Source organism: Sulfitobacter sp. SH22 (assembly GCF_965641905.1).
In the GTDB taxonomy this organism is placed as follows: Bacteria; Pseudomonadota; Alphaproteobacteria; order Rhodobacterales; family Rhodobacteraceae; genus Sulfitobacter.
Genome location: NZ_OZ282573.1, coordinates 233,158 through 245,625 on the forward strand (window position 1 = coordinate 233,158; position 12,468 = coordinate 245,625).

Here is a 12,468-nt window from a genome sequence, read left to right on the forward strand (position 1 = left end):
GCAAAGCGCGGCCAAATGCTTGCAAAAAATATATTTTCCGGGCGGCGGCCGATGCCAGTTCGCCCGGAAATGGGCTGCAAAAAGTTAATCAAGCGGACGCCCGATTTCAGCTGTCAAAGCCCACGAACCGCGCCACAGCGTCAACTGGGCGGCGCACCGATTTCACGTCATTCGCCGAGAAACTTTCATCCGGCCACCCAAGCGCCACACAGGTCATGATCACCTGATCGTCGGGGATTTGCGCATGTTCACGCACGACCGGCGATTGCATGATCCCCTGACCGTTGATGACCGACCCCAACCCTTTGCTCCAGGCGGCAAGCACCAGACCATAGGTCACCGCCCCCAGATCGAAATGCGCGATGGTGCCGTTGTCATCCAGCGACTTGTCGAAACACACGACGATGGACACGGGCGCATCGAACTGGCGGAAACCGCGCATCACCCAATCCTGACGGCGTTCCTTGTCTTCGCGTTCAATGCCCATGGCGGCGAAAAGCTGTTTGGCAATGTCGACCTGTCGTTCGCGGTGCACACCGGCATAGGCCCCGTGATCGCTGATTTCGCGGACCGGCGGCACCCCTTGCAACATGCGGGTGGAATTGCCCTCGCGGACGTTTTCGAGCGGTTGGCCCGTCAGGACGTGAAAATGCCACGGCTGGGTGTTCATCGAAGAGGGCGCGCGGTTGGCCAGCGCAATGATCTCTTCCAGCAACTCGCGCGACACCGGGTCTTTGGTAAAACCCCTGATGCTGCGACGCCCCAGCATTGCCTGTTCCAGTTCCATGATGTCGCTCCCTACGTTTCCTGACAGACGTCAGCGTCTTGCAAAGGGCGGGCGGGGTCAAGCGCCGCTTTGCGCGCTGCCGCTGCGTCAGATCAGCAGTTGGGCACGTTCACGGCCAAGCCGCCAAGCGAGGTTTCCTTGTATTTTTCAGACATGTCCGCACCGGTCTGGCGCATGGTTTCGATACAGGCATCCAGCGGCACCAGATGCGTGCCATCGCCGCGCAGCGCCAGTGACGCCGCCGATACCGCCTTGATCGCGCCAAGGCCGTTGCGTTCGATGCAGGGCACCTGCACCAGCCCGCGGACCGGATCGCAGGTCATGCCAAGATGGTGTTCCAACGCGATTTCGGCGGCATTTTCGATCTGTTCGGGGGTGCCGCCCATCACGGCGCATAATCCGGCGGCTGACATGGCGGCGGCCGATCCGACTTCGGCCTGACAGCCTGCTTCGGCACCGGAGATCGAGGCGTTGAATTTCACCAGCCCGCCAATCGCTGCGGCCGTCAGCAGGAAGTCTTCGATATGCGCCTCTGACGCGCCGGGCACGTGATCGAGGTAATAGCGCAAGGTCGCGGGCATGACACCAGCAGCCCCGTTGGTGGGCGCAGTGACAACCTGACCCCCGGCGGCGTTTTCCTCGTTCACCGCCATGGCGTAAACGCTCATCCAGTCGTTGATCGTGTGGGGTGCTTGCTGGTTCAGACCGCGTTCAGCCAGTAATGCGTCATGAATGCCCTTGGCACGGCGTTTGACGTTCAGACCGCCGGGCAGGATGCCACCGGTTTCCAGCCCGCGATTGATGCAATCGTTCATCACCTGCCACAGGCGTTTGGACCCGTCGCGCAGATGCGCCGCACCGCCGCGTGATTCTTCGTTCGCGCGTTTCATACCGGCGATGGATTTGCCCGACGTCTTGGCCATCTCAAGCATCTCGGCGGCGGATTTGAACGGGAAGGGCACGGGCGCGCCTTCATCCGTGTCCTTGCCCGCGGCCAGTTCCGCCTCGGTCATCACAAAGCCGCCGCCGATGGAATAATAGGTCTCGCGCAGGGTGACGTCGCCTTGGGCATCGGTGGCCATCAGCATCATGCCATTGGCGTGGCCGGGCAGCTTCAGATCATAGTCAAAGATCATATCCGTTTTCGGGTTGAACTTTAGCGCGCCGAAATCCGGCAGGGTGATCTGGTTGGTTTCGTGAATTTCGGCCAAGACGGCTTCGGCTTGCGCGTGGTCATATTCCTGAGGGGTGAAACCCGCGAGGCCAAGGATTGTGGCGCGGTCGGTGGCGTGACCGACACCGGTAAAGGCAAGGCTGCCGTGCAGCGACGCGCGCAAACCTGCAAATTTGAACGGTGACGCGCGCATCTGGTCCAGGAACCGCGCGGCGGCCACCATCGGCCCCATGGTGTGCGAGGAGGACGGACCAATACCGACTTTGAACATATCGAAGACAGAGAGAAACATCAGGTGGCACTTCCTTGGGGTGGGGTGGCGTATTGCGGTGCGGAAAACGGCGTGGGGCCAAGCCCTTCGGCCTTTTGGGCGGCAGCCGTACAGGGCAGGGTTTCAAGCGACAGGCACATCGCCTTGAGGTGGGGCAGATCATCCAGATCGAACCAGTCGTGGTCCTTTTGCACGGGGTACAGCACGCACCAGCGCAGCAAGGCGGCAAGGTAAAACTGGAGCGCCATGTCGAAAGGCCCCTGCGCCGCCCGTGCATCGAGCGATTTCAGATGACGTGCCAAGGCGGTTTGCATGGTGTGACGCAAGGCGGACTGATGGGCGGGATCGGGGCCTGCGTATTTTTCAGGGTAAAACGTCATGCGCAACGCCGGATGAACGGTGTTTGAGATGAAAAACAACCACTTGAGGAAATCTGCGCGTTTGGGGTTGTGGATTTTCGGGGCCAATTCGCCATGCCGGTCGGCAAGCCAAAGCAGGATCGCACCGGTTTCAAAGATCGCGCCATCGGGGCATTCCAGCACGGGGATCAAACCATGCGGGTTCAGCGCCAGATAGCCCGGCGACGTTTGCGCCGCTGTGGCACGGTCAACCAGAACGGTGCGATAGGGCTGGCCCAACGCCTCGAGCGCCAATCGGATGATAAGCGACGCGTTGTCGGGCGCATAATGAAGGATATAGCTGTTCATTTTGCTGTGTTAGCCGATTACGGGCGGGCAGAGCGATTGAAAACGACATATTCGCGCGCATTGCAGAAGGCAGCGCGGGAAAACGTGGCTGGTTTGGGCCGTAATGGGGCGCTACAGCGTGCTGCGGACACAAATTGCAGCATCGCGTAAACCTGTCGCGCCGTTGCGGGTTTTGAGGGGTCGCACCCACCGCCGTCAGAGTCTATAAGGGCAGCGATAAATCAGGAGTCGCTATCATGGCCGGAGAACTGTCACCAATTGACAAGGCGAAATTTGTAGCCGCGAAACGTGCCGCGCAATTTGTCGAAGACGGCATGCGCGTCGGGCTGGGCACCGGATCAACCGCTGCCTGGTTGGTGCGCTGCTTGGGCGAAATGGTGCGCGATGATGGTCTGCGGATCAAAGGTGTGCCGACATCGACCCGCACCGCACAGCTTGCCCGCGAAGTGGGAATCGAAGTCATCAGCCTGGACGAGGCGAAATGGCTGGACCTGACCATTGACGGTGCCGATGAATTTGACGGCGAACTGAACCTGATCAAGGGTGGCGGCGGGGCCTTGCTGCAAGAAAAAATCGTGGCGACGGCCTCTGACCAAATGGTGGTGATCGCGGATATCGGCAAAGAGGTCGAAACCCTTGGCGCATTCCCCCTCCCGATCGAGGTGATCCCCTTTGGCTGGCAAACGACCCAGGCCTTGGTCGAAGAAACGCTGATTTCGATGGATGTGCTGGGCCGTACGTCAACCTTGCGGATGAATGGCGACATTCCCTTTATCACCGACGAGGGCAATTACATCATGGATTTGCACCTGAACCGGATTGGCAATGCGCGCCAATTGTCGCTGGTGCTAAATCAGATGCCCGGCGTTGTTGAAAACGGGCTGTTCATTGATATCTGTGATGCCGTGGTCATCGGCTATGGTGATGGCCGCGTCGAAGTGCGCGACATCAACGAAGGTACCGTTGACCGTGACCGTATGGATTTCGTCGAGACGGATAACCTGTTTTCCGACCTGAACGACTAATAGATATTAAAGGCCCGCAACCAATGAGTGATTTCGATTTTGATCTGTTCGTAATTGGTGGCGGTTCGGGGGGCGTGCGTGCTGCGCGTGTCGCGGCCAGCGAACACGGGGCCAAGGTCGGTCTGGCCGAGGAAGACCGCTATGGCGGTACCTGCGTGATCCGGGGCTGTGTGCCGAAAAAGCTGATGGTGTTCGCATCGGGCTATGCCGGTTTGGCGGACGAGGCGCAGGCCTATGGTTGGGACATCAAGCCCGGCACCTTTGACTGGCATGCATTCCGCAAGCGTATGAGCGCTGAACTGGACCGTCTTGAAGCCGTGTACCGCAAGCTGCTGGCCGGGTCCGGCGTTGAAACCTTTGATGCGCGCGCCACGATCAAGGACGCGCATACGGTGGAACTGTCCACCGGCGAGGTGAAAACCGCCAAGCACATCTTGATTGCAACCGGTGGCCGCCCCGTGCGGCCCGATCTGCCGAATGCGGATTTGGGGATTGTGTCGGATGATATCTTTCATCTGGAACAGCTGCCCAAGTCGATCCTGATTGTTGGCGGTGGCTATATCGCTTGCGAATTCGCCTGCATCTTGCAGGGGCTGGGTGTCGAGGTGACGCAGTATTACCGCGGGGCGCAAATCCTGCGCGGTTTTGATGACGAAGCCCGTGGTCTGGTCGCTGAATCGATGCGCGAGAATGGTATCGACATCCACACCGGCACCAACATCGTTGAAATGGCGCTTGAACGGGACCGTGACGAAACCACCAACCCCGGCAATTTGGGCGCGGCCATGGGGGCCACCGTCGATCAGGCCGGAGAGTTGAACCGTCACAATGCTTCCGCCCGCGATGGGACACAGGGCCCGATCTGGGTCAAGTCCACCAATGGCCGCGAAAAAGTCTTTGACATGGTGCTGTTCGCCACAGGCCGCACCCCGATGACTCAGGATATGGGTCTGGAAGAGGTCGGCGTGACCCTCGGCCGGGGCCGCGAGATCAAGGTGAACGAATATAGCCAGACCGGCGTGCCGTCGATCTATGCCATCGGCGATGTGACAAACCGCGTGAACCTGACACCTGTCGCAATCCGCGAAGGCATGGCGTTTGTCCAGACGGTCTTTGCCGGAAACCCGACACCTGTGGATCACGACCTGATCCCGTCGGCGATCTTTACCCAGCCCGAAATGGGCACCGTGGGTCTGAGCGAGGAAGATGCGCGCGACGCTGGACCGGTCGAGATCTATGCGACCTCGTTCCGCCCCATGCAAACCGCTTTTGCCGAACAGAACCAGCGCGTGATGATGAAACTGATCGTGTGTCAGAATACCCGCGTTGTTTTGGGGTGCCACATCGTCGCACCAAATGCGGGCGAGCTGATCCAGCTTGTGGGCATCGCGGTCAAAGCGGGGCTGACGAAAGAGCAGTTTGACGCGACATGTGCGGTACATCCGACCATGTCCGAAGAACTGGTCACGATGCGCACACCAACGCGCACAGCTTGAAATCCGGGCATCTATGCCCAAGTTTGAACGAGACGAGACCGCATTCGCGGTCATAATAGGGAAGAGTTAATGGCTGGAAATACAGGCGGCCCTTGGGGCGGCGGAGGAAACTCAGGCGGCGATAAACCTGGCGGTGACCAGAACAAACCGACTGGACAACGACCAACTGGCGGGGGCCGTGGCCCCGGTGGCGACAAACCACAAATACCCGAAATTGACGAGCTGGTGAAAAAAGGCCAGGAACAGCTGCGCGTTCTGATGGGCGGCAAGGGCGGCAACCGGGGCACCGGTGGTTCCGGCGGCGGCATGGGCAGCAACGGCCCGCGTTTCACCCGTGGCACAATCGGTCTGGGTGCTTTGGCGGCAGTCGTGTTGTGGGGGATGGCCAGCTTTTACACCGTGCGCCCTGAACAGCAGTCGATTGAACTGTTCCTTGGTGAATTTTCGGGCATCGGCACCGAAGGTCTGAACTTTGCGCCTTGGCCCGTTGTCACTGCCGAAGTCTTTGACGTCACCACCAACCGCGCCGAAACCATCGGTGCCGGCCGTACCGGTGGCGACAACGAAGGCTTGATGCTGACCACGGACGAAAACATCGTCGATATCGATTTTCAGGTGGTCTGGAACGTGAAGAACGCGCAGGATTTCAAATTCTCGCTGCGTGACCCCACGGCCTCTGTGCGGGCGATTTCTGAATCGGCCATGCGCGAAATCATTGCGCAATCCGAACTGGCACCGATCCTGAACCGTGACCGTGCCACAATCGAAGCAACGGCCCGCGAGCTGATCCAAACCACATTGGACAACCGCCAGACCGGTATCAACATCATCCGCGTCAACTTTAACAAGGTGGATCCGCCCAGCCAGACGGTCACAGTGACCGATGACAATGGCCGGGTGTCACAAGAATCCGTCATCGACGCCTTCCGCGATGTTCAGGCCGCCGAGCAGGAACGTGACCGGGTTGAACGTCAGGCCGACGCCTATGCCAACCAGCGTACCGCCGAAGCACGTGGTCAATCCGCGCAATTGCTCGAAGCCGCCGAAGGCTACCGGGCGCGCGTTGTGAACGATGCTGTGGGTGAGGCAAGCCGCTTTGAGGCGGTTCTGACCGAATATACGGCAGCACCCGAAGTGACGCGCAAGCGTCTGTACCTTGAAACGATGGAGAAAGTCCTGGGCGATGTCGACAAGATCATTCTTGAGAATAACCAGGACGGAGGCGGGCAGGGCGTTGTTCCCTATCTGCCGCTCAACGAATTGCGTAGCTCGAACCGGGGGTCAAACTGATGCATAAGGCAAATCTCATTATCCCCGTAATCGTGATTGCAGCGATTGCTGTATTGTCCTCGATCTTTATCGTTGATGAACGTGAAAAAGCATTGGTGCTGCGCTTTGGCCAGATCAAGCAGGTGCGTGAAACCGCGGGCATCGGGTTCAAAATCCCGCTGCTGGACGAAGTCGTGCGTTATGACGACCGTATCCTGTCGCTTGAAACCCCGATGATCGAAGTCACGCCAGCCGATGACCGTCGTTTGGAAGTGGATGCCTTCGTTCTGTACCGCATCGGGGACATCCGCCAGTTCCGTCAGGCCTTGGGTGCCGATGGGGCCCGTCAGGCTGAAATCCAGCTCAACGGTATTCTTGATGGTCAGATCCGTGCGGTTCTGGGTTCGCAAGGTGTCACATCGAACACGATCCTGTCGCCCGAACGGTCGGCGCTGATGGATCAGATCCGCGAACGGTCTGATGCACGTGCGCAGGCTTTGGGTCTGGATGTGGTCGACGTGCGTTTGCGCCAGACCAACCTGCCAGAGCAGAACTTTGACGCGACATTGCAGCGTATGATTGCGGAACGTGCCCGCGAAGCGACCGATGAACGCGCCCGTGGCCGCGAGGCCGCACAGCGTGTGACGGCCCTTGCGGATCGTACCTACGAGGAAATCCTGTCGGAAGCCCGCCGTGATGCCCGCATCATCGAAGGTGAAGCAGACGCCGCGCGCAACAAGATCTTTGCCGAGGCCTATTCCAAGGACGCGGAATTCTTTGAATTTTACCGTTCGCTGAGCGCCTATGAAATAGCGTTGCAGGGCAAGAACTCGACCATGGTGATGTCGCCGGACAGCGAGTTCTTCAACTACCTGCGCTCTGATCAGGGCAGCCGCTCGGTCGAGGGTGAAGGCAACTAAAGCCGCTCTCGGTGATCCAAGATTTGAAAGGGCCAGCCATCGCGCTGGCCCTTTTGGTTTTTGGGTTCAGGGATGGGCGCACTCTTATTGTCGACCTTCGAGATGTAGCCTTCAGTCTAAGGCCTAGCGTCTGGTTTGAGCCCGATTACACCAATTCGGCGATGCACATGAACAGCGGCTTTAGTCTGGCACACTGCAACAGCTTAGGTGTTTCAAGATAGGATTTCCGTCAAAGAACTTTGATGGTAAAAGTTACATCATGAGAATACGTGATGAAATCCCCGGCGACGAAGCAGCGATATATACGCTAACAAAAATCGCCTTTGCACCAGTCGAAATGAGCGATGGCAGTGAACCGCAGATCGTTGATCGCCTTCGTGAAAGCGGTAACCTTGTCCTCTCACTCGTCGCTGTGGAGGAAGATCAGATCGTTGGCCATATTGCCTTTTCTCCGGTGACTCTATCGAGTTCTCAGGGACATTGGTTCGGCCTTGGCCCCGTTTCGGTTCAACCGGCGCGTCAACGTGCAGGAATAGGTCGGCAGTTGATTGAAAAAGGTCTGGAGAGGCTTCGGTCACTCGACGCCGCCGGTTGTGTCCTTTTAGGCGACCCGACCTACTATGGCCGCTTCGGCTTTTCATCTCCCGGTGATCTTACATACGGCGAGGTCCCCACGGAATACATGCTGGCGCTCGCATTCCAGACCGAGCGGGCCAAAGGCGAAGTGCTATACGCTTCCGCATTTGGAGGCTAACCGGCTTCTTGCCGATCTTCACTAAGAGGGGGCTTGAGCAAAGCATACCTTCGCCGAACGAACCTGAACCGTAACAAAGTTCGGGTAGCCCCCCAAACACACACTGAATCTTTGGTAACTTGATCTGCCCGCGCCCGATGCCTGTTGAATTGCGCGTGATCGACCCCATCTTTCAGCTTGCAGCACTGGAACTGCGGATGCACTCTGGTGTCAGGAAATGGGGGTCTTGTGGCCCCGCCCTTTGTTCAGGAGATGATGAATGCAGCCGAAGGCCGTATCCGTGTCAAAATCAATCGCCCCGTCGCCACAGTTCAAATGGCTGATGATGGGTATGCTGGCCCTTGCCTTTGTGCTGATGCAGACCGTCATGGCCTATGCCAAGCCGGAAAGCCTGGCACCGCTCGCTGAAAAGATCAGCCCCTCGGTCGTCAACATCACGACCTCGACCACGGTCGAAGGGCGTACCGGCCCGCGCGGCATTGTGCCCGAAGGCTCCCCCTTCGAAGATTACTTTCGCGAGTTTCAGGACCGCAACAACGACGGCCAGACCCCGTCGCCGCGCAAATCATCCGCGCTTGGGTCCGGGTTTGTGATTTCCGAAGACGGGTATGTCGTGACGAACAACCACGTCATCGAGGGCGCGGACGAGATCACGATCGAGTTTTTCTCGGGCGAGGAACTGACCGCCAAGGTGATCGGGACCGACCCCAACACCGATATTGCCCTGCTCAAGGTCGAAGCCCCGAACCCGTTGCCCTTTGTCACATTCGGCGACAGCAATGCCGCGCGCGTGGGCGATTGGGTGATCGCAATGGGCAACCCGCTGGGGCAGGGGTTCTCTGTCTCGGCCGGGATCGTGTCGGCGCGCAACCGTGCATTGTCAGGCACGTATGACGACTACATCCAGACCGACGCCGCGATCAACCGTGGCAACTCTGGCGGGCCGTTGTTCAACATGGACGGGGCCGTGATCGGTGTGAACACCGCGATCCTGTCGCCCAACGGCGGCTCTATCGGGATCGGGTTTTCCATGGCGTCGAACGTGGTGACCCGGGTTGTGGACCAGCTCAAGGAATTCGGCGAAACCCGCCGTGGCTGGCTGGGCGTGCGCATTCAGGATGTGACGCAGGACGTGGCCGATGCGATGGGTCTGTCGACTGCAACCGGTGCCTTGATCACCGACGTGCCGGACGGCCCTGCAAAAGATGCCGGTCTGAAAACCGGTGACGTGATCATGAGCTTTGCCGGCGTCGAAGTCCAAGACACCCGTGGTTTGGTCCGTCAGGTTGGCAACAGCGCCGTGGGGGCCGCCGTGCGCGTCACGGTCCTGCGCGAGGGCAAAACCCAGACGTTGAAAGTCACCCTTGGCCGCCGCGAAGACGCAGAAGACGACAGCACCCCTGCTGCCGACCCCGAAGAAGGTGCAGAGCCGCAAGGCCCCGAAACAGTGTCCATGCTGGGTCTGACCGTCACTCCGCTGACCGATGACATGCGCGAAGAATACGACGCGGATGAAAGCACCAACGGTTTGGCTGTGATCGAGGTCGACGAGGCATCGGAAGCCTTCGAAAAGGGGCTGCGCAAGGGCGACGTGATCACAGAGGCAGGCCAGCAAAGCATCACAACGATTGCGGATCTGGAAGACCGGGTGACCGAGGCTCGCGATGCAGGGCGCAAATCCTTGCTGCTGCTGGTGCGCCGTGCCGGTGATCCACGTTTCGTGGCGATCGGCCTTGATGAATAACCCTTGATCCTGGATCGACGGTTTTTGAAACCCGCCTTTGCCCTGCATTGGCGGGTTTTGCTTTGTCGGTCTGGCGACACCTTCCTAGTTGTTTCACATATCGAAAGTAGCTAGGTTTCTTTGAAAAAAGGAACTCTTGATGCCCGAAACCACGTCTGCGACCGTTTACCCCGAACGTCTTCACGCCCTGCGCAAGCAGACGTTGGCCGAGGCAGACATCACAAGCGTTCAGAACCAGGACCTGATCCAAAGCCGTCGCGAACAGATTTGCGATGCCGCGTTGGAGCTGTTGCTGGAAAAGGGGTTCGCGGCCACCACCATACGCGATATTTGCGCGCGCTCGGGTGTGAATCAGGCCAGCATCTATGACTATATCGCCAACAAGAATGACATCCTGCGCCGCCTGTTGAACCAGCTTTGGTTCCGCGAGGACGTGCCGACCCTGTCGGTGATGCTGCAAGATCAATCTGTGTCCCTTGAGGATGCGATTGAACAGTATTTCCGCGAATGCTGGGCCCATAAACGCAAGGGCACATTGTTGGCCTATCGTTGCGTGCCGCATATGCAAGCCGAAGATCGCCACGCGCTGCATGCCCGCGAATATGCCGCGATGAAGGATCTGGCCGATCAGCTGAGCCTGCGGCTGGGGATCGATACCGAAGACCGCCGCCTTGATATCGTGTCAAACCTGATGGTGTTTCTGTCGGCCTTCGGCCCCATGCGCGACTGGCTGAACCGTGATATTCCGAACGACCTGATTTTGCGCAGTGTCGCCGTTGGTGCCGCCGCGATGGTGCGGTCTTTGGTGGATGCAGACGCCAAGTAGGCAAGGTGTCACGCAGCAAGGCCCGCGCTAGGCCCTGTCACGTCTTGCGGGCGCGGATCACTGTATGGTGGCTGACAATCTGGTACCCTAATTCGGCGGCCACGCGGCCCATAAGTTCGGCGATTTCGGTGCCGGGAATTTCAACCAGATCGCCGCTGTCGACGTCAACCAGATGGTCGTGATCGGTGTGGGGCATCATTTCATAGCGGGCAGGGGCGTCATCCATCACCAGCTTGCGCACCAGACCGGCATTTTCCAGCACAGACATGGTGCGGTAAACCGTGGCGACCGATACCGTATCATCCAGCGCGCGCGCCTTTTCATACAGGTCTTCGACATTGGGGTGGTCATCGGTTTCAGACAGGATCGTCACTATTGACGCCCGCTGCGGGGTGACGCGCAGCCCTGCGTCGCGCAGCAATTGTCTGTAATCGGGGTCGTTTTCCAATGCGGTCACCATCCTTGCGTTGCCCTGACTTTATGCAAGTTTTTCCGTCCCTGCAAGTTTTTGCGAACTATTCTCATTCGCATATTTGACATCTGCGAATAATTCGCATTTACATGTAGCAAGGCAAATGGGGTATGGAGGCTTCGGTGAAGAAATCATTGTTATCGACGGTTGCTGCGGCAGTTATGATGGCGACCGGCCCCGTTTGGGCGGCGGATTTCAAGGTGGTGACAACCTTTACGGTTTTGGCCGACATCGCCCAGCAGGTGGCAGGGGACGCAGCCGAGGTGGTTTCGATCACCAAGCCGGGTGCCGAAATTCACGGCTATGAGCCGACCCCGCGCGATATTGTGGGGGCGGTCGATGCGGATCTGATCTTGTGGAACGGTATGAACCTCGAACTGTGGTTCGAACAGTTTCTGTCCAACCTTGGCGATATCCCGTCGGTGACTTTGACCGACGGCATTGATCCGATTTCGATCTCGGCCGGGGATTACGAAGGCAAGCCCAACCCCCATGCGTGGATGGGTCTGGATAATGCGTTGATCTATGTCGACAACATCGCCGCCGCTTTTGCGCAATATGACCCTGACAATGCAGCGACCTATATGGCCAATGCAGAGCGGTATAAGGGCGAAATCCGTGATACGATCACCCCGTTGCGCGACCGCGTGGCGCAGATCCCCGAAGACAAACGCTGGCTGGTCACCTGCGAAGGGGCGTTCAGCTATCTTGCGCGCGATTTCGGGATGAAAGAGCTGTATCTATGGCCGATGAACGCTGACCAGACCGGCACACCGCAGCAGGTCCGCAAGGTCATCGACGAAGTACGCGCCAATGATATCCCTGTCGTGTTCTGCGAAAGCACCGTCAACACCTCGCCTGCCAAACAGATCGCGCGCGAAACCGGCGCGGCCTTTGGAGGGGTCTTGTATGTTGACAGCCTCAGCACCGCCGAGGGGCCAGTACCCAGCTATCTTGATCTGTTGCGGGTAACAGCGCAGACCATTGCGGACGGGTTATCGGAAAATTTGAAGTGATCGGAAA

General features: G+C 58.6%; 12 protein-coding genes. 8 read left to right on the forward strand and 4 right to left on the reverse strand.

Annotation, left to right across the window (positions count from 1 at the left end; translation table 11 throughout):
* Positions 1-106: 106 nt before the first annotated feature.
* From ACSQ13_RS03260 to ACSQ13_RS03270, 3 genes are all read right to left on the reverse strand, one after another.
* A complete protein-coding gene (locus ACSQ13_RS03260; protein WP_176248453.1) occupies positions 107-787 on the reverse strand; it encodes a nitroreductase in 681 nt (226 codons plus the stop codon).
* Between the two features lie 92 nt (positions 788-879).
* Positions 880-2,253 carry an L-serine ammonia-lyase gene (locus tag ACSQ13_RS03265; protein ID WP_176248452.1) on the reverse strand — a complete coding sequence of 458 codons (1,374 nt, stop codon included), beginning with the start codon at positions 2,251-2,253 and terminating at the stop codon, positions 880-882.
* Positions 2,253-2,939 (reverse strand): glutathione S-transferase family protein, encoded by a 687-nt coding sequence (locus ACSQ13_RS03270; protein ID WP_295509644.1) that lies wholly within the window; start codon positions 2,937-2,939, stop codon positions 2,253-2,255. The genes ACSQ13_RS03265 and ACSQ13_RS03270 overlap by 1 nt, the downstream gene beginning before the upstream one ends.
* 236 nt (positions 2,940-3,175) lie before the next feature.
* Here ACSQ13_RS03270 and rpiA point away from each other — a divergent pair, with 236 nt between their 5' ends.
* The 7 genes from rpiA to ACSQ13_RS03305 all read left to right on the forward strand — a co-directional run bounded on the left by rpiA (position 3,176) and on the right by ACSQ13_RS03305 (position 10,973).
* On the forward strand, positions 3,176-3,964 hold the full coding sequence (gene rpiA, locus ACSQ13_RS03275) for a ribose-5-phosphate isomerase RpiA (protein ID WP_176248450.1): 789 nt from the start codon (positions 3,176-3,178) through the stop codon (positions 3,962-3,964).
* Between the two features lie 23 nt (positions 3,965-3,987).
* A complete protein-coding gene (locus ACSQ13_RS03280) occupies positions 3,988-5,460 on the forward strand; it encodes an FAD-dependent oxidoreductase (RefSeq protein WP_295509647.1) in 1,473 nt (490 codons plus the stop codon).
* Positions 5,461-5,529: 69 nt separating this feature from the next.
* Entirely contained in the window at positions 5,530-6,750 is a 1,221-nt protein-coding gene (gene hflK / locus ACSQ13_RS03285; RefSeq protein ID WP_176248448.1) for an FtsH protease activity modulator HflK, read from the forward strand.
* Complete coding sequence (hflC, locus tag ACSQ13_RS03290; RefSeq protein ID WP_295509650.1) at positions 6,750-7,649, forward strand: protease modulator HflC; 900 nt, start codon at positions 6,750-6,752, stop codon at positions 7,647-7,649. The genes hflK and hflC overlap by 1 nt, the downstream gene beginning before the upstream one ends.
* Positions 7,650-7,908: 259 nt before the next feature.
* Positions 7,909-8,403: a GNAT family N-acetyltransferase gene (locus ACSQ13_RS03295; RefSeq protein WP_295509653.1), complete on the forward strand. Its 495-nt coding sequence runs from the start codon at positions 7,909-7,911 to the stop codon at positions 8,401-8,403.
* 259 nt (positions 8,404-8,662) lie between these two features.
* On the forward strand, positions 8,663-10,147 hold the full coding sequence (locus ACSQ13_RS03300) for a DegQ family serine endoprotease (RefSeq protein ID WP_176248445.1): 1,485 nt from the start codon (positions 8,663-8,665) through the stop codon (positions 10,145-10,147).
* Between the two features lie 139 nt (positions 10,148-10,286).
* Positions 10,287-10,973, forward strand: coding sequence for a TetR/AcrR family transcriptional regulator (locus ACSQ13_RS03305; protein WP_295509657.1), 687 nt, complete (start codon positions 10,287-10,289; stop codon positions 10,971-10,973).
* Positions 10,974-11,010: 37 nt separating this feature from the next.
* Here the strand turns inward: ACSQ13_RS03305 and ACSQ13_RS03310 are convergent, their stop codons facing one another.
* The gene (locus tag ACSQ13_RS03310; RefSeq protein WP_295509660.1) at positions 11,011-11,433 is read right to left on the reverse strand and encodes a Fur family transcriptional regulator; all 423 of its coding nucleotides are present in this window, start codon (positions 11,431-11,433) and stop codon (positions 11,011-11,013) included.
* A 173-nt stretch (positions 11,434-11,606) separates the two neighbouring features.
* Between ACSQ13_RS03310 and ACSQ13_RS03315 the strand changes: the two genes are divergently transcribed.
* The gene (locus tag ACSQ13_RS03315) at positions 11,607-12,461 is read left to right on the forward strand and encodes a metal ABC transporter substrate-binding protein (RefSeq protein ID WP_435988242.1); all 855 of its coding nucleotides are present in this window, start codon (positions 11,607-11,609) and stop codon (positions 12,459-12,461) included.
* Positions 12,462-12,468 lie beyond the last annotated feature (7 nt).

What these genes read in the sequence shown, in the direction of transcription:
- ACSQ13_RS03260 (WP_176248453.1), bottom strand. Translation starts at nt 787, where the DNA reads ATGGAACTGGAACAGGCAATGCTGGGGCGTCGCAGCATCAGGGGTTTT.
- ACSQ13_RS03265 (WP_176248452.1), bottom strand. Translation starts at nt 2,253, where the DNA reads ATGTTTCTCTCTGTCTTCGATATGTTCAAAGTCGGTATTGGTCCGTCC.
- ACSQ13_RS03270 (WP_295509644.1), bottom strand. Translation starts at nt 2,939, where the DNA reads ATGAACAGCTATATCCTTCATTATGCGCCCGACAACGCGTCGCTTATC.
- rpiA (WP_176248450.1), top strand. Translation starts at nt 3,176, where the DNA reads ATGGCCGGAGAACTGTCACCAATTGACAAGGCGAAATTTGTAGCCGCG.
- ACSQ13_RS03280 (WP_295509647.1), top strand. Translation starts at nt 3,988, where the DNA reads ATGAGTGATTTCGATTTTGATCTGTTCGTAATTGGTGGCGGTTCGGGG.
- hflK (WP_176248448.1), top strand. Translation starts at nt 5,530, where the DNA reads ATGGCTGGAAATACAGGCGGCCCTTGGGGCGGCGGAGGAAACTCAGGC.
- hflC (WP_295509650.1), top strand. Translation starts at nt 6,750, where the DNA reads ATGCATAAGGCAAATCTCATTATCCCCGTAATCGTGATTGCAGCGATT.
- ACSQ13_RS03295 (WP_295509653.1), top strand. Translation starts at nt 7,909, where the DNA reads ATGAGAATACGTGATGAAATCCCCGGCGACGAAGCAGCGATATATACG.
- ACSQ13_RS03300 (WP_176248445.1), top strand. Translation starts at nt 8,663, where the DNA reads ATGCAGCCGAAGGCCGTATCCGTGTCAAAATCAATCGCCCCGTCGCCA.
- ACSQ13_RS03305 (WP_295509657.1), top strand. Translation starts at nt 10,287, where the DNA reads ATGCCCGAAACCACGTCTGCGACCGTTTACCCCGAACGTCTTCACGCC.
- ACSQ13_RS03310 (WP_295509660.1), bottom strand. Translation starts at nt 11,433, where the DNA reads ATGGTGACCGCATTGGAAAACGACCCCGATTACAGACAATTGCTGCGC.
- ACSQ13_RS03315 (WP_435988242.1), top strand. Translation starts at nt 11,607, where the DNA reads ATGATGGCGACCGGCCCCGTTTGGGCGGCGGATTTCAAGGTGGTGACA.